The sequence below is a fragment of the Methylobacterium sp. E-065 genome (assembly GCF_022829605.1).
GTDB lineage: Bacteria > Pseudomonadota > Alphaproteobacteria > Rhizobiales > Beijerinckiaceae > Methylobacterium.
In genome coordinates this window covers 1-16176 of record NZ_JAKSYD010000290.1, presented here as the reverse complement: position 1 = coordinate 16176, position 16176 = coordinate 1, and the positions used below count along the sequence as shown (strand labels likewise).

The following is a 16176-nucleotide window of genomic DNA, read 5'->3' as shown; positions in this document are numbered from 1 at the left end:
GCCTGAACGGTGCGAACGGGCGCATAGCGGCCGACTGACGTTGGCCGAAAGCGGCATGTCCGCTTCGGAAAATCTGCCGAGATAGTAGACGAGCTACTGGCCTGACCCCGCACTAGACGCATCTCACTCGATGATGGCCTGTCCTCGCCGGTGCTCGTGTCCGTTGATGACACGTCTCAGCAGCTTGGTCAGATGGTCCTGTTCCGCCGGCGTGAGCGCCTCGACCGTCACAGCGTGCGCTAGCCGCGCTGCCGGCTCCATCAAGCCATGGAGAGCCGCGCCCTCCGATGTCAGTCGACAGATCTGGGCGCGGCGATCCATGGGTGACGTCGAGCGGCTGACGAATCCGCGCGCCGCAAGCCGTTTGAGGGCGCCGGTCGTCGTCGTTCGGTCGAGGGCGACCGCACCCGCCAGCGTCGTCTGATCGGCCTCCCCCAAGTCACGCAGGATCGAGAGTAGGCTGTACTGCAACGGAGTGACGCCGAAGACAGCACATCGCTCAGCGAACAGGCTGACGTGGATCTGATGCATGCGGCGCGCGAGGAAACCCGGACGGTCAATCAGAGGCCAATGCTGCGGACCTACCGGTGCCCCCGCTGCAGTCGCCTCATCTGCGAGGCAGACTTGCGGACACTCATCCATCACCCATCTCCGCAGATCAGTTCCAGCCTTGGCACATTCTATGCTGCGCCAATTACGAAGCATGCTTCGCATTTGGCAAGAACGGGGCCTGCACGAGCTGGCCAGGATCACGAGGTCGAGATGGACAATCGCCGCTACGATCTGGTTCTGCGGGGCGGGCGGGTGATCTGCCCGGCCTCCGGCGTCGACGGCATCCGCGATGTGGCGGTGCAGGACGGGCGCATCGCGGCCGTGGAGGAGACCATCCTGCCATCGGCCGCCGCCGAGGTGGTCGACGTCTCGGGCAAGCTCGTCCTACCGGGCATGATCGACACGCACGCCCACGTCTACCAGTACGTCACCGGCCGCTTCGGCCTAAACCCCGACATGGTCGGCGTGCGCTCGGGCGTCACCACGGTGGTCGACCAGGGCGGCCCCTCCTGCATGACCCTTCCAGGGTTCCGGCATTTCATCGCCGAGCGCTCCGAGACGCAGGTACTCGCCTTCCTGTCGGCCTACCTCGTCGGCGGTCTCGAGGGCCATTTCTATCCGAATCTTTACAGTCCGGACGGCGTCGACATCGACGCGACGGTGAAGTCGGCCACCGAGAACCGCGACCTCGTCCGCGGCATCAAGGGTCACGCCGAGATCGGCGGTTTCGCCCGCTGGGGCATCAAAGTCATGGAGATGGCCGCCGAGATCAGCCGCCGCTCCGACATGCCGCTCTACGTGCATTTCGGCCAGCTCTGGGGCCTGCCGGAAGCCGGCGCCAACGGCGAGGATGCCGACACCATCGTCGAGCGGGTCATCCCACTGCTGCGGCCGGGCGACGTGCTGGCCCACCCCTTCACCCGGCACCCTGGCGGCTTCATCAACGAGCAGGGCGAGGTGCACCACATCATCCGCCGGGCGATGGATGCCGGGCTGAAGGTCGATGTCGGCCACGGGAGCCATTTCTCCTACCGCGTGGCCCGGGCCTCCCTTCCGGCTGGCGTGATCCCCTACACGCTCGGCGCCGACATGCACGGCTACAACACCGAGGTGCCCGAGGTGAGGAAGCCCGCCGGCACCCCGGACGAGCACCACGACGACGAGAACCACCCCTTCCTCGGGCAGGCCCGCTTCAGCCTGACCCAGGCGATGAGCTCGATGATGGCCCTTGGCATCCCGCTGGAGGACGTGGTGCCGATGGTGACCTCGCACCCGGCCGAGATGCTGCGCATGAGCGACCGGATCGGCGCCCTCAAGATCGGCTATGCGGCCGACATCTCGGTGCTGCACGACGATCGCGGCCGCTTCCTGCTGCGCGACAACGAGGACACGCGGGTGATCGCCGAGCGCCTGCTGCGCCCCGCTTTCTGCCTGCGCGCAGGCCGGCGCTTCGAGGCCGACTCGCCGATCCTGCCTCAGGCGATCGCAGCCTGAGGTGGTGCCTGTGCCTGCCTTTGTCCTCGACGACCCGACACCGCCAGACCCGCGCCGCCGCTGGGACGACCTAGACCCGGCGGCCCGCGGCGCCTGCTATGATAACAATGCGGCCGTCCCCGACAGCGCGGCCCAGGTCGCGGCCCGCAACGCGGCCTCGGCGATGTACCGAGCCGCGCATCCGGCCGGGCTCGACATCCCCTACGCCGCAGGGGAGCGCGCGGCCTTCGACTTCTACCCTGCGGCGGACGCGCAGGCCCCCTGCCTCGTCTTCGTCCACGGCGGCTACTGGCAGCGCAACGCGAGAGCCGATTTCGCATGCTTCGCGGAGGGGCTGAACGCCGCTGGCTGGGCGGTGGCGATGCCGGGCTACACCCTGGCGCCCGAGGCGAGCCTCGCCGGCATCGTCGCCGAGATCGGAGCCGCCCTCGACTGGCTCGGCGAGCACGGAGCGGCACGCGGGATCGGCGGCCCAATCGTCCTCGCCGGCTGGTCCGCGGGCGCGCAGCTCGCCGCCCTCCAGCTCGGGCATTCCGCCGTGACCGGCGTCCTGGCGATCTCCGGCGTCTACGACCTGGCTCCGATCCGCGAGACGTACCTGAACGAGAAGCTCGAGCTGACCGTTGACGAGATCGAGACCCTATCGCCCCTGCGGCTTCCCGTGACGGCCAAGCCCATGACGCTGGCCTACGGCAGCCGGGAACTTCCCGCCCTCGTCCACGACGCCCGCAATCTCCACGCCCTCCGCAGCGCCGCTCATGCGCCGGGTGCCCTGCTGCCGGTGCCGGGCGCCGATCACTTCTCGATCCTTGACGGATTCCGCCGGCCCGACGGCATCCTGGTCCGCGCGGCACGGGACCTTCTCGGAGGTACCCGATGAGCCACGAGGGCGTCGGGGCGTCCCTGCCCCGCAAGGAGGACGACCGCCTGATGCGCGGGCGCGGTCAGTACGTCGGCGATCTCCGCCTGCCGGGGATGCAGGATGTCGCCTTCGTGCGAAGCCCGTTGGCCCACGCTCGCATCCGCGCCCTCCACGTCCCGGAGGCGTATCGCGACCGCGTCTTCACCGCCGCCGACCTCGACGGCGTGCTGCCGATCCGCGCCGTTTCGGGGTTGCCGGGCTTCAAAGTCTCCGAGCAGCCTGTGCTGGCCACCGGCAAGGTCCGGCAGGTCGGCGAGCTCGTCGCGATGTGCGTCGCGCCGACCCGCGCCGAGGCCGAGGACATCGCCGCCGCCGTGGTCCTCGACCTGGAGGAGCTGCCCGCCGTCCACGACATGCTGGCCGCGCGCGCGCCGGGCTCCGCCCTCGTTCACGAGCACTGGGGCGACAACGTCTTCCTGGAGACCCTGGTCGACATCGGAATCGAGAGCGCCCTCGACGCGCCGATCAAGGTCAGCCGCACCATCTCGACGGGGCGCCAGTGCATGGCGCCGATCGAGGGCCGCGGCACTGTGGTGCAGCTCGATCATCGCCTCGATCAGCTCGTTGTCCATACCGCGAGCCAGATGCCGCACATCGTGCGCAACGGCCTCTCGGAATGTCTCGGACTCGAGCAGGGGCGCATCCGCATCGTCTCGCCGGATGTCGGCGGTGGGTTCGGCTATAAGGCCATCCTGCTCGCCGAGGACGTGGCGCTCGCCTGGCTGGCGCTCCGCCGCGGCCACCCGGTCCGCTGGCTGGAGGACCGGCGCGAGCATCTGACCGCCAACGCCAATTGCCGCGAGCACCATTACCGCATCACCGCCTACGCGGAGCGGGACGGAACCCTGCGCGGAATCGATTGCGAGGCCACCGTCGATTCCGGCGCGTACTCGGCCTACCCGTTCTCGGCCTGCCTGGAGGCTGCGCAGGTCGCCAGCATCCTGCCCGGTCCCTACGACTTCCCGGCCTATCGCTGCCGAACATGGTCGGTGGCGACCAACAAGTGCCCGATCCTGCCCTATCGCGGGGTGGCCCGCACCGGCGTCTGCTTCGCCCTGGAACTGGTGCTTGACGCCGTCGCCCGCACGGCGGGGATCGCGCCCGAGGCGATGCGCGAGAAGAACCTCGTGCGGCCCGAGCAGATGCCGTTCGAGAACATTACGAAGAAGCATTTCGACAGCGGCGACTACCCGGAGGCCCTGGCCCGCGCACTGAAGGCCATCGACGTGGAGGCAGTCCGCGCCCGCCAGCGGCAGGGCGAACCGGATGGCCGCCGGATCGGTCTGGGTCTCTCGATCTACTGCGAGCAGGCCGCGCACGGCACCTCGGTCTATTCCGGCTGGGGCATACCAATGGTGCCCGGCCACGAACAGGCCAGTGCACGCCTGACCCCGGACGGCGGCTTGGAGCTGCGGATCGGCGCGCACTCACATGGTCAGGGACTGGAGACGACCCTCGCTCAGGTCGCCTACGAGATCCTGGGTGTGCCGGTGGCGCGCACCCGCTTGGTCCACGGCGACACGGCGATGACGCCCTATTCCACAGGCTCCTGGGGCTCCCGGGTGATGGTGATGGCCGGCGGCGCGGTTGCCGCGGCCTGCGACGAGCTGCGCGCCCGCGCCGTCAGGATTGGCGCCCACCTGCTCCAGGCGCGGCCGGAGGATTGCAGCTTCGAGGGCGGCCACGTCGTCGGCCCCTCCGGCGACGTCCCGCTCGAGGCGATCGCCCGCACGTGGTACCGGCGCCCGCAGGATCTCGCGCCCGACACCGATCCCGGCGGCCTCGAAGTCACCGCCGGCTACAAGCCGGTGCGCGATTCCGGCACCTTCTCCTATGCGGCGCACGCGGCCGTGGTGGCGGTCGACCCCGATCTCGGGGCGGTCGAGATCCTCGATTACGTCATCGTCGAGGACGGCGGGACGCTGGTGAACCCCCTCGTGGTCGACGGCCAGATCTACGGCGGCCTCGCCCAGGGGATCGGCACGGCCCTGTTCGAGGAGATGCGCTTCGACGCCCGCGGCCAGCCGCTGGCCTCGACGTTGGCCGACTACCTCCTGCCGGGCGCCGCCGACGTGCCGATGGCGCGTATCGACCACATGGAAACGCCCTCGCCCTACACGCGCTTCGGCCAGAAGGGCATCGGCGAGGGTGGCGCCATCGCGCCCCCGGCGGCGCTCGCCAACGCCGTCAACGATGCGCTGGCGCCGCTCGGCGTCGAGCTGCTGCATTCGCCCATCACCCCCCGGCGGATCGTGGAGGCGGTGCTCGCCGCCGGGACCACCGCCGTGACCGCGCGGGAGGCCGCATGAAGCCAGCTGCCTTCGCCTGGGAGCGCCCCGACAGCCTGCCCGCGCTGCTGGCGCGCCTCGCCGAGGCCCCCGCGGGCGTGAAGCTGATCGCGGGCGGCCAGTCCCTCGGGCCGATGCTGAACCTGCGCCTCGTCGAGCCCAGTCTGATCCTCGACATCACGGGCGTGCCCGAACTCCGGGAAGCCCGGGTCGAGGGCGACACGCTCGTCCTCGGGGCCTGCGTGACCCATGCCGACCTCGAGGACGGGCGCGTCCCGGACCTCACCGGCGGCGCGCTGCGGCGGGTCGCGGCCGCGATCGCCTACCGGCCGGTGCGCAACCGCGGCACGATCGGCGGCAGCCTCGCCCACGCCGACCCAGCCGCCGACTGGGTCAGCGCCCTGACGGCCCTCGGCGCCGAGGTCGAGATTGCGGGGCGGACCGGCCGCCGCGCCCTGCCGGTGGAGCGCTTTGTGACCGGCGCCCTCACAGTCGCCCTTGGCCCGGACGAGATCCTGCTCGCCGTGCGCGTGCCGGCGCTGCCGGCGGGCGCGGCCTGGGGCTACGTCAAGCATTGCACGAAGATCGGTGAGTTCGCCCACGCCATCGGGGCAGTGCGCCTCGAACCCGGCGCGGGCCGGGGCCGTGCCGTGATCGGCGCGGTCGAGGGGCCGCCCGTGCTCCTGGCCGATGCCCGCCCGCTCTTCGGCGGCCGGATTGGCCCCGACTTCGCCGCGCGCTTCGACCCCCGGGCTGCCGACCTCGCGCTGCGGGAGGCCGGCATGGCCGACGCGGTCGAACGGCATATCCACGTCACCGTCCTGGGCCGCGCGGTGGCCGCGGCGGCCGACCCCGATCCCCGAGCCGACACCCTTCCGGAGGCCGCATGAGCGCCGCGCTGGCCGAACCCGGGCCCTCCCGCATGGCCCTCGCGCTGACGGTGAACGGCCGCGCCGTGCGGGTCGCGGCGGAGCCACGCAGCCATCTCGGCGACGTGCTGCGCGACGGGCTCGACCTCACCGGCACGCATCTGGGCTGCGAGCACGGCGTCTGCGGCGCCTGCACCGTACTCCTCGACGGCGAGCCGGTGCGCGCCTGCCTGACCTTCGCGGGCGCCTGCGCGGGGGCCGCGGTCACGACGATCGAGGGTCTCGATACGGATGCCATTGCGGGCGAGCTGCGGGCCGCCTTCAACCGCGAGCACGCGCTCCAGTGCGGCTACTGCACGCCCGGGATGCTGGTGGCCGCCCGCGATCTGGTCCTGCGGTTGCCCGAGGCCGACGAGCGCCGGATCCGGGTCGGCCTCTCGGGCAACCTCTGCCGCTGCACCGGCTATGCCGGCATCGTCCGGGCGGTAATGGCGGTGATCGCGGACCGGCGCGGGCGCGGCATCCCGTCCGAGACCGGCGCGGAGCGCGCCCTCGGCCCAGTCGGCGCCGGGGTCGGCGCGGCGCTGGTCGCGCCCCTGCACCCGCCGGCGGATCCTGTCGCCCCGGCGGCGCCCGCCGCGGTGGCAGACCTGTCCGACGCGTTCGCGCCGGCCCAGGGCTTCACGCAGGTGCTCGACCTTGCCCACCCGCCGGAGGCCGTCTTTGCCCTGCTGGGCGATATCGCGGCGGTCGCCGCCTGTCTGCCGGGTGCTGTGCTGACGGCCCGGCCCACCCCCGACACGGTCGAGGGCGGCCTGCAGGTCCGGATCGGGCCGATCGCCACGACGTTCCGCGGCCGCGCCCGCATCGGGCGGGACGAGGTCGCGCGAACCGGCGCGGTCCACGGCGCCGGAACCGACGCGGGCGGCCGCTCGGCCACCGAGGGGCGGATCCGCTATCGGGTCGGCGCCGGGCCGACGCCCGGCACCACCCGGGTCGAGCTCGATGTCGGCTACACCCTGACCGGGCCGCTCGCGCAGTTCGGCCGGCCCGGCCTCGTGCGCGACCTCGCCGGCCGCATCGCGGCGGAGTTCTGCCGCAACCTCGATGCCCGGCTCTCGGGCGTCGAGGCGCCGGCGCCCGCCGGCCTCAACCCGCTCCGCCTGCTCCTCGGCCTCGCCCGCGCGCGCCTCGCCGCGTGGCTCGGCCGCGCCTGACCCCCTCCCGCCTCAATCCACCGGAGACACGCGAATGCTTGGCAGGTTCACCCTCACGACCGCGATCCTGCTGGCGCTGCCGGCGACGGGCGCCCGGGCGGACGCGATCCGCATCGGCGTCAACGAGCCCCTGACCGGGCCGTTCGCGGCGTCCGGCACCTACGTGGTGAACGGCGCCAAGATCGCCGCCGACGAGATCAACGCCGAGGGCGGCGTCCTCGGCAAGAAGCTCGAACTCGTGATCGAGGACAACAAGAGCAACCCGACCGAGGCCGCCGCGGTCGCCGAGAAGCTGATCACCAGCGACAAGACCCCGGTGATGATGGGCGCCTGGGGCTCCAGCCTGACGCTCGCCGTCATGCCCAAGCTCGCGGATTACGAGACCCCGATGCTGGTGGAGACCTCCTCGTCCGGCAAGATCACGACCTCCGGCAACCCCTACGTGTTCCGGATCTCGCCGCCCTCGTCGCTGGAGGCCGAGACCTTTGCGCCGATGGTGTCTCGCCTCGGGCTGAAGAAGGTCGACTTCCTGGTCCTCAACAACGATTTCGGCCGCGGCGCGGCGACCGATTTCGGGAAGATGCTCAAGGACAAGGGCGTCACGGTCGGCCTCGTCGAGACCATGGACCAGGGCGCGCAGGACATGAGCGCCCAACTCGCCAAGCTGAAGGCGTCGGATTCCGACACGATCATGATCACGAGCTCGGTCGATCAGCTCGTGCTGCTGTTCAAGCAGATGGCGGCGCTCGGCCTGAAGAAGCGGGTCATCACCACCGGCGGCTCCCAGAACCCGGACCAGATCATCGCCCAGGCGGGCGCGGCGGCCGACGGCACGATGCACCTCACGACCTTCCTGCCCTGGTCGCCCGATAAGACGCCGGACCCGAAGGCCACCGAGGCCTTCATCGCCGCGTGGAAGAAGCGCGGCTTCGACTTCGCCGGCGTCACCGAGAGCTTCCGCGGGTACGACGGCATCCGCGCGATCGCCCACGCCATCGAGAAGGCCGGCTCGGCCGATCCGGCGGCGATCACCAAGGCGTTCTGGTCGGTCGACTTCGTCGGGCTCAACGGGCCGATCCGCTTCACCAAGGCCGGCCCCGCCGGGAAGGAGAGCGGCCAGAGCAAGCCCGACGTCTACCTCATCGAGATCAAGGACGGGACGGTGATCGTACCGACGCTGTGAGCGCCCCGAACCGGCGGCCTGACGCCGGTCCCTTCACCCGTCCACCGGCCTCCGGGCCGGGGCGTACCCTCGGAGGCCGCCCGTGAACGAACTGATCCAGCACCTCGTCAACGCGCTGATCCTCGGCGGCACCTACGCGCTGCTGGGGATCGGCCTGACGCTAATCTTCGGGATCATGAACGTCGTGAACTTCACCCATGGCGCGCTCTACACGGTAGGCGCCTACGTCATGTACCTCGCGGTCGCCGCGCTGGGGCTGAACTTCTTCCTGGCGCTGCCGGTGGCAATCCTCGGGGGGCTTCTGCTCGGGGTCGCGATCGAGCTGGTGCTGCTGCGCCCGTTCCGGGGCTCAGACATCGACACCACCATGCTGGTGATGATCGGCGCCGGGATCATCCTGCAATCGGGTACGCTCTGGACCTTCGGCGGCGTCGCCAAGGCGATCCCGTCGCCGTTCCCCGAGGCGCCGCTCCAGATCGGCCCGGTGTCGGTGTCGTGGCTGCGGCTGTTCGTGCTAGGGGCGGCCCTGACCCTGATCGCGCTGACCTACGCGTTGATCAACCGGACCAAGCTCGGGCTCGCCATGCGGGCCGCCTTCCAGGATTCCGACACGGCGGCGCTGATGGGCGTCGACGTCCGCCGGATCTACACCGCGACCTTCGCGCTGGGCTCGTCGCTCGCGGCGGCGGCCGGCGCGCTCCTCGGTCCCGTCTACGTGGTGTTCCCGCAGATGGGCGGCCTCGCCGAGCTCAAGGCCTTCGCCATCGTCATCCTGGGCGGCCTCGGCAACGTCACCGGCGCGGCGATCGGCGGCTTCATCCTGGCGCTCGCCGAGGAATTTGGCGCCGGCTACGTCTCCTCCGGCTACCGGGATGCGATGGGGTTCCTGATCATCATCGCGGTGCTGCTCTACCGGCCCACCGGGCTGTTCGCGAAGGCGGAGCGCATTGGATGAACCGGCTCCTCCCCCTTGCCCTGCTGGCCGGCCTCGTCGCCATGCCCCTGGGGCTCGGCACCAACCCCTACCTCCTCAACGCACTGATCGTGACGGGCATCCTGACGATCGGCGCCATGAGCCTGAACCTGCTCCTCGGCTTCACCGGGCAGCTCAGCCTCGGCCATATCGCGTTCTTCGGGATCGGCGCCTATGTCAGCGCACTGACGAGCCTCGGCTTCGACGTGGATCTCGGATTGGGCCTCCGCGTGGTCCACGAGCCCTGGCCGGCCTGGGTCGGCTTCCTGCTGGCGACGGTCGCGGCGGGCGGCTGCGGCTACCTGATCGGGCGGCTCTCCTTCCGGGTGCGGGGCGCCTATTTCGTCATCGTGACGATCTCCTTCGCCGAGGTCGTGCGGCTGGTGGCCCTCAACTGGGTGGAGCTGACGCAGGGGCCGCTGGCACTGACCAACATCCCGCCCATCACCCTCGGCCTGCCGGGCCTCGGGATGTGGACCCTGAAGACCAAGCTCCAGAACTACTATCTCGTGCTGACTGTGGGCACGCTCTGCTACGGCGTGATCGCCCGTCTGGTCGGCGGGCGCTTCGGCCGGGCGATGCGGGGCCTCAAGGAGAACGAGTCGCTGGCGCTGTCGGTCGGCATCAACGCCACCCGCACGCTGACGGTCGCGGCGGTGATCTCGGCCGCGATGGCGGGCGCGGCCGGCAGCCTCTACGCCCATTACCTGCGGATCATCGATCCCGACGTGTTCCTGTTCGCCACCACGGTGACCATGGTCATCATGGTGGTGGCGGGCGGCAAGAGCACCCTGATGGGGCCCGTCGTCGGCGGCCTAATCTTCGGCCTGCTGCCGGTGGCGCTCCGCCCGGTGATGGCACCGGAGGCGCAGTGGATCGTCTACGGCCTCGTGCTGATCGTGATCCTGTTCGTGATGCCGCAGGGCATCGTGCCGGGCCTCTCGGCCCTGCTCAGCCGCCGGCAGGCCCGGCCGGCCCCGGTCCTCGAGGTCAATCCGGCGGTGCAGCGATGAGCGCGATCCTCTCGATCGAGCATGTCGGGGTCCGCTTCGGCGGCCTCGTCGCCATCGCCGACCTGCATTTCGACGTCCACGAAGGCGAGATCGTCAGTCTGATCGGTCCGAACGGGGCCGGCAAGACTACTGCCTTCAACGTGATGACCGGCTTTCTGAAGCCCAGCCAAGGCGAAGTCCGCTTCCGCGGCACATCCCTGAGAGACCTGCCGCCGCACGCAATCACGCGGCTCGGCCTCGCCCGCACCTTCCAGCGCACCAGCGTCTTTCCGGACGACACGGTGTTCGACAACGTGATGATCGGCCTGCACCGGATGGGCGCTGCGGCCGGCCGCGTGCCGGTTATCGACGCGCTCCTCGGCCGCGCGGCGGCTGGCGAGCGAGTAGTGCGGGCCCGCGCCGAGGCGCTCCTGGAATGGGTCGGACTCGCCGGCCGGGCGCACGAGAAGGCCGGCGCCCTGGCCTATGGCGAGCAGCGTCTCGTCGGCGTGGCCCTGGCGCTCGCTACCGAGCCCACGATGCTGCTCCTCGACGAGCCGGTCTCGGGAATGAATGCCTCCGAGACGCGTGTCTTCGTGCGCCTGATCCGGCAGATCCGCGAGCGGGGCGTCACCATCCTCCTCGTCGAGCACGACATGCCGATGGTCATGGAGGTCTCCGACCGCATCGTCGTCCTCAACTACGGCCGCCTGATTGCCGAGGGGCCGCCGGACAGGATCCGCACCGACCCGGCGGTGATCAAGGCCTATCTCGGCCAGGGCAGTGCCGCCCGGCAGGCCGCCGCGGCAATCAAGGAGGCAGCCCATGCTTGAGATCCGCGACGTCGTCTGCGGCTACGGCCAGGTCACCGCGCTCAAAGGGCTCACGATCGACGTGCGCGCGGGCCAGCTCGTGGCCCTCGTCGGGGCGAACGGGGCCGGCAAATCCACGACGCTCCGGGCGATCTCCGGTCTCGTGTCACCGCGCTCCGGCGCAATCCGGTTCGCCGGGCGTGACATCGCGGGCGCGGAGCCCCGCCGTATATTGGCTGCGGGCATCGCTCATTGCCCGGAGGGCCGGCGCGTCTTCCCGCAGATGACCGTTTCCGAGAATCTCGCCATGGGCGCTTATCTGCGGCGCGACCGAGCGGCGGTCGCGGCGGATCTGGATCGCATCTACGGGGAATTCCCCCGCCTCGCGGAGCGCCGCGACCAGGCGGCCGGCACGCTCTCGGGCGGCGAGCAGCAGATGTTGGCGATCGGCCGCGCGCTGATGGGGCGCCCGAAGTTAGTGCTGTTCGACGAGCCCTCCTTGGGCCTCGCCCCCAACATCGTCGAGCGGATGTTCGCAGTGATCCGGGCGATCCGCGACACCGGCACGACCGTTCTACTCGTGGAGCAGAACGCGTTCGCGGCCCTCGAACTCTGCGACTACGCCTACCTTCTTGAGACCGGCCGCATCGTGCGCGAGGGAACGGGGCCTGCCCTCATTGCGGACCCGCATGTGCGGGAAGCCTATCTCGGTGGCTGAGAGGGAACGGCCAGAGCGGATTCACCTCGGCCCGCACGACCTTCTCGCCGGCCGGACTCGGGTGCCGATCACCGTGGGAGGACACCATCTCCTTCTCGTGCGAGACGGCGAGCGGATCGTAGCCGCCGAGCGGGCCTGCCCACACGAGGGGGCAGACCTGTTTCTCGGCAGGTGCGTGGGTGGAAGGCTGCTCTGCCCAAGGCATCTCGCCTCGTTCGACCTCCGTGATGGCTCCGTCTCGGCGGGCTGGTCGTTTCGTGCCCTTCGCCTGTTTGAGGTCGAGGCAGCCTCTGATGGACTATGGCTCCGGACGATATGAAGCTTCCTGAGATACGCGTCTTAGCAACTCCCATCGTTGTCCGCTTTCCGGCAAGGACGAGAGCTTCCTGAATGGCTGGAATGGGCGCAAAGCCGAACGTCCGGTTCTGCGCGCCATGGCGCTCCGGCGTGACGTAGCCTGGCCGAAAGCAGCCAGTCCGCTTCGGAGCAGGCTCGCCACAAAAGCGGACGGCCTCCTATCGACCCAAACCGGCTGTCGGGAACGCCGTCAACGCTTGCCGAAAGCGGACGTTAGGCCATCGTTGATATGCTGGCACAGCGGCCGTCTTCGTCTGACCTGAAGAAACGAATTGTATACGATGTCCGCTTGGGAACTGTGGCTAGCAACGTTGCCCCGCCACCCATCTCAACCGCAACGCGGTCGCACTCGGACCGCATGACAGCACGGCAGAGCGGATGCGCATGGATCTTGCGGGCATTCCCGAACAGGGAGTGGGTTATGGACACGCTTAGTCGGCACCGCTGGTGGCAGCTCGGCCTCGGGCTGATCGTCATGATGACGATCTCGAGCCCACAGTACGTCTGGACGCTGTTTGCCAAGCCGTTTCAGGAGGTGACCAACGCCTCGCTCGCTGCCGTGCAGGTGACGTTTACACTGGTGATCGTCCTGCAGACCTTCTTCTCACCGGTGCAGGGGTACCTGATCGACCGCTTCAGCCCCAAGGTGATGATCGCGCTGGGCGCCGCGCTGTCCGGCCTCGGGTGGGTTGCTGCGTCCTATGCCCAGACGCTGCTCGGTCTCTACGCTACCTATGGCCTGCTCTGTGGCTTGGGGACCGGCATCGTCTACGTCGGAATCGTCGGACTGATGGTGCGCTGGTTTCCGGATCGGCGCGGCTTCGCGGCCGGTCTGGTCGCCGCCGGCTACGGCATGGGGGCGATGATTACCACGTTCCCGATCTCCGTCATGATGGAGGCCGCCGGTTTCCGGGCGACCCTATTCGTCTTCGGCCTCATCCTCGGCGGCGTCGGCATCCTGGCAGCGTTGGGGCTGCGGGCGCCTCGGCCCGATGAGATCCCCGCCGCGGAGGCCGCCCACATCACGACTGCGGCGGCGGACACCGCGCCGGGTGCGATGCTGCGCATGCCCCTGTTCTGGCTGATGTTCGTCATGATGACGATGATGTCGACCGGCGGCCTCATGGTCACCGCCAACTTCGCCGCCTTCGCGCGGGAGTTCGGGGTCGCGGACGCGCTGGTGTTCGGTTTTGCGGCGCTACCGTTCGCGCTGACCTTCGACCGGGTGACCAACGGCGTGACGCGGCCCTTCTTCGGCTGGGTGTCGGACCATATCGGCCGCGAACTGACGATGACCCTGGCATTCACGGGTGAGGCGCTGGCGATCTGTCTGCTGCTCTACTATCGACAGAACGCCTATGCGTTCGCCCTGCTGTCAGGGGTGGTGTTCTTCGCGTGGGGCGAGATCTTCTCCCTGTTCCCATCGCTTCTCACCGACACCTTCGGCACCAAGTACGCCACGACGAACTACGGCTTCCTGTACATGGCGCAGGGCGTGGGCTCTCTGCTCGGCGGCCCGATCGCGGCCCTGATCCACGATGCGGCCGGCAACTGGGTGCCGGTGTTCAGCATCGCGATCGGCTTCGATTTGCTGACAGCCGGCCTGGCCCTGCTGGTCCTGCGGCCCATGCGGCGGGACTGGGTAGGCATACGTCGAACGCAACCGATCATCCCGGGGGCCGCGACAGCCTAATAACGAATCCTGGTTGTTGCCAGTCGCAGATCAAGCCGAGAGGGTGCGGTACGCCTTCAGCCAGCAATGCCGCCTGCGGCCGAGTTGCGCGTGTTGGTTCAGCCAGTCAGCCCGTCGAGGTCTCCAAATACGGCTTCCGGGGCGCCCGTCGAGGTAGATCGCGGCGCCGCGGCCCCTGGCGCGCCAGGCGTAGGAGCGGGCGGCGCAGCCGGGGGCGCCCAGTGAAGTTCAGCTCCGGACCAGAGCGCGCGCGGAACTGCTGCCGTATGGAGCGAGGACATCCCCCGGGACGAGCGGGCGACGTTGTCGTGCGCGGGAGGAAGATGGCCTGGGCTTCCAGCTCTCCGAGCTTTCTCCCCGTCGGCCGCAATCTTGCAGGCTGACCCAAGTGACGTCTGCCGGCGATACCTGGAGGATCGAAATGCGCGCTTCCATACTGGCCGGTATCCTCAGCATCCTGATAGCCAGCTCAGCGCAGGCTCAGGTCAAGATCGGCATCGTCGGTGCGATCACGGGTGCCAATGCGGCATTCGGTGCCCAGATCAAGAATGGCGCCAGTCAGGCGGTCGACGACATCAACAAGGCGGGCGGAATCAATGGTCAGAAGCTCATAGCCGTCATCGGCGATGATGCGGGCGATCCCAAGCAGGGCGTCTCGGTGGCCAACAAGTTCGCCAGCGACGGCGTGCAGATGGTGGTCGGCCACTTCAACTCAGGCGTCTCGATCCCGGCCTCCGACGTATATCTCGACGCCGGCATCATCCAGGTCACCCCCGCCTCCACGAACGTGAAGTTCACCGAGCGCGGCATGTGGAACACCTTCCGCACCTGCGGTCGTGACGACCAGCAGGGCGCGGTGGCCGGCGCCTACCTGGCCAAGCACTTCAAGGGCAAGAAGATCGCCTTCGTCCACGACAAGACCCCCTACGGCAAGGGTCTTGCCGATGAGACCCTGAAGGTGCTCAAGGCCAAGGGCGGCAAGGACGTGATGTACGAGGGTATCAACCCGGGCGAGAAGGATTACTCGGCGCTCGTCTCCAAGCTGAAGTCGGCCGACATCGATGTCGTGTACTATGGAGGCCTGCACACCGAGGCCGGCCTGATCATCCGGCAGATGCGAGACCAGGGCCTGAAGGCGCCGATGATGAGCGGTGACGGCATCACCGACAAGGAGTTCGTCCAGATCGCCGGGCCAGGCGCCGCAGGTACGCTGATGACCTTCTCGCCGGACGCGCGCAAGAACCCCAATGCGAAGGACGCGGTGGCCGCGTTCAAGGCCAAGGGCATCGATCCCGAGGCCTACACGCTCTACTCCTACGCGGCCGTGCAGGTGCTGGCGAAGGCGATGACCGAGACCGGCTCGAGCGACGGCAAGAAGCTCGCGGACTGGCTGCATCAGGGCAAGCCGACGCAGACGGTGATCGGCGAGATCGCCTACGACAAGAAAGGCGACATCACTCGGCCCGACTACATCATGTACGAGTGGACGAAGGGGACAGACGGCAGGATCGACTACACGGGGCACGAACTGACGCAGTGATCCCACGACGCGCGGTGCGGCGAGGGTTGAGGGTGAACGCATGGACGAGCGGGATCTACGCGGCCTTATCGGACGTGTGAAGGACGGCCGCCTGTCGCGGCGTACCTTCGTGCAGCGGATCGTGGCTTTGGGCCTCACCGCGCCGATGGCCGGGTTGATGCTCGCCGGCAACGGGGTCGCGATGGCGGCCGATATCAGGGTCGGCTACAAGCCGACCAAGGCCGGCGACGGCGGCCTTCTGCGACTCCTCTGGTGGCAGGCGCCGACACTGATCAACCCGCATTTCGCGATCGGTACCAAGGACCAGGAAGCCTCGCGGATCTTCTACGAGCCGCTCGCCGCCTGGGACCTGGACGGCAGTCTCGCGCCGGTGCTCGCCGCCTCGATCCCGTCCCGGGAGAACGGGGCGCTGGCCGCCGATGGCCGTTCGGTGGTCTGGACGCTCAAGCCCGGGGTGAAGTGGCACGACGGCAAGCCGCTCACCGCCGACGACCTCGTGTTCACCTGGGCGTATGCCCGCGATCCCGCCACCGCGGCGGTGACGGCCGGGTCCTACAAGGATTGCA

15 protein-coding genes are annotated in these 16176 nt (G+C 69.3%); 14 read left to right on the top strand and 1 reads right to left on the bottom strand.

Going from position 1 to position 16176, the window contains the following annotated elements:
* Positions 1 to 123: 123 nt before the first annotated feature.
* Positions 124 to 531, bottom strand: coding sequence for a MarR family winged helix-turn-helix transcriptional regulator (locus MKK84_RS33030; protein ID WP_409566572.1), 408 nt, complete (start codon positions 529 to 531; stop codon positions 124 to 126).
* Positions 532 to 762: 231 nt separating this feature from the next.
* Between MKK84_RS33030 and MKK84_RS33025 the strand changes: the two genes are divergently transcribed.
* From MKK84_RS33025 to MKK84_RS32960, 14 genes are all read left to right on the top strand, one after another.
* Positions 763 to 2046, top strand: coding sequence for an amidohydrolase/deacetylase family metallohydrolase (locus tag MKK84_RS33025; RefSeq protein ID WP_243926912.1), 1284 nt, complete (start codon positions 763 to 765; stop codon positions 2044 to 2046).
* Positions 2047 to 2056: 10 nt separating this feature from the next.
* Entirely contained in the window at positions 2057 to 2926 is an 870-nt protein-coding gene (locus MKK84_RS33020; protein ID WP_243926910.1) for an alpha/beta hydrolase, read from the top strand.
* Positions 2923 to 5277 carry a xanthine dehydrogenase family protein molybdopterin-binding subunit gene (locus MKK84_RS33015; protein WP_243926909.1) on the top strand — a complete coding sequence of 785 codons (2355 nt, stop codon included), beginning with the start codon at positions 2923 to 2925 and terminating at the stop codon, positions 5275 to 5277. The genes MKK84_RS33020 and MKK84_RS33015 overlap by 4 nt, the downstream gene beginning before the upstream one ends.
* Positions 5274 to 6146: an FAD binding domain-containing protein gene (locus MKK84_RS33010; protein WP_243926907.1), complete on the top strand. Its 873-nt coding sequence runs from the start codon at positions 5274 to 5276 to the stop codon at positions 6144 to 6146. The genes MKK84_RS33015 and MKK84_RS33010 overlap by 4 nt, the downstream gene beginning before the upstream one ends.
* Complete coding sequence (locus MKK84_RS33005) at positions 6143 to 7342, top strand: xanthine dehydrogenase family Fe-S subunit (RefSeq protein ID WP_243926905.1); 1200 nt, start codon at positions 6143 to 6145, stop codon at positions 7340 to 7342. Before MKK84_RS33010 ends, MKK84_RS33005 begins: the two co-directional genes overlap by 4 nt.
* Before the next feature lie 34 nt (positions 7343 to 7376).
* Positions 7377 to 8525, top strand: coding sequence for an ABC transporter substrate-binding protein (locus MKK84_RS33000; RefSeq protein WP_243926903.1), 1149 nt, complete (start codon positions 7377 to 7379; stop codon positions 8523 to 8525).
* 82 nt (positions 8526 to 8607) lie between these two features.
* A complete protein-coding gene (locus MKK84_RS32995; protein ID WP_243926901.1) occupies positions 8608 to 9480 on the top strand; it encodes a branched-chain amino acid ABC transporter permease in 873 nt (290 codons plus the stop codon).
* Positions 9477 to 10511 carry a branched-chain amino acid ABC transporter permease gene (locus MKK84_RS32990; RefSeq protein ID WP_243926899.1) on the top strand — a complete coding sequence of 345 codons (1035 nt, stop codon included), beginning with the start codon at positions 9477 to 9479 and terminating at the stop codon, positions 10509 to 10511. Before MKK84_RS32995 ends, MKK84_RS32990 begins: the two co-directional genes overlap by 4 nt.
* A complete protein-coding gene (locus tag MKK84_RS32985) occupies positions 10508 to 11323 on the top strand; it encodes an ABC transporter ATP-binding protein (RefSeq protein WP_243926897.1) in 816 nt (271 codons plus the stop codon). Before MKK84_RS32990 ends, MKK84_RS32985 begins: the two co-directional genes overlap by 4 nt.
* Positions 11316 to 12020 (top strand): ABC transporter ATP-binding protein, encoded by a 705-nt coding sequence (locus MKK84_RS32980; protein ID WP_243926894.1) that lies wholly within the window; start codon positions 11316 to 11318, stop codon positions 12018 to 12020. Before MKK84_RS32985 ends, MKK84_RS32980 begins: the two co-directional genes overlap by 8 nt.
* Positions 11992 to 12339, top strand: coding sequence for a Rieske (2Fe-2S) protein (locus MKK84_RS32975; RefSeq protein ID WP_243926892.1), 348 nt, complete (start codon positions 11992 to 11994; stop codon positions 12337 to 12339). The genes MKK84_RS32980 and MKK84_RS32975 overlap by 29 nt, the downstream gene beginning before the upstream one ends.
* A 459-nt stretch (positions 12340 to 12798) precedes the next feature.
* Positions 12799 to 14070: an oxalate/formate MFS antiporter gene (oxlT, locus tag MKK84_RS32970; protein ID WP_243926890.1), complete on the top strand. Its 1272-nt coding sequence runs from the start codon at positions 12799 to 12801 to the stop codon at positions 14068 to 14070.
* A 421-nt stretch (positions 14071 to 14491) separates the two neighbouring features.
* The gene (locus tag MKK84_RS32965) at positions 14492 to 15610 is read left to right on the top strand and encodes a branched-chain amino acid ABC transporter substrate-binding protein (RefSeq protein ID WP_243926888.1); all 1119 of its coding nucleotides are present in this window, start codon (positions 14492 to 14494) and stop codon (positions 15608 to 15610) included.
* Positions 15611 to 15650: 40 nt separating this feature from the next.
* Positions 15651 to 16176: ABC transporter substrate-binding protein (locus MKK84_RS32960; RefSeq protein WP_243926886.1), on the top strand; the 526-nt coding region annotated here is incomplete at its 3' end.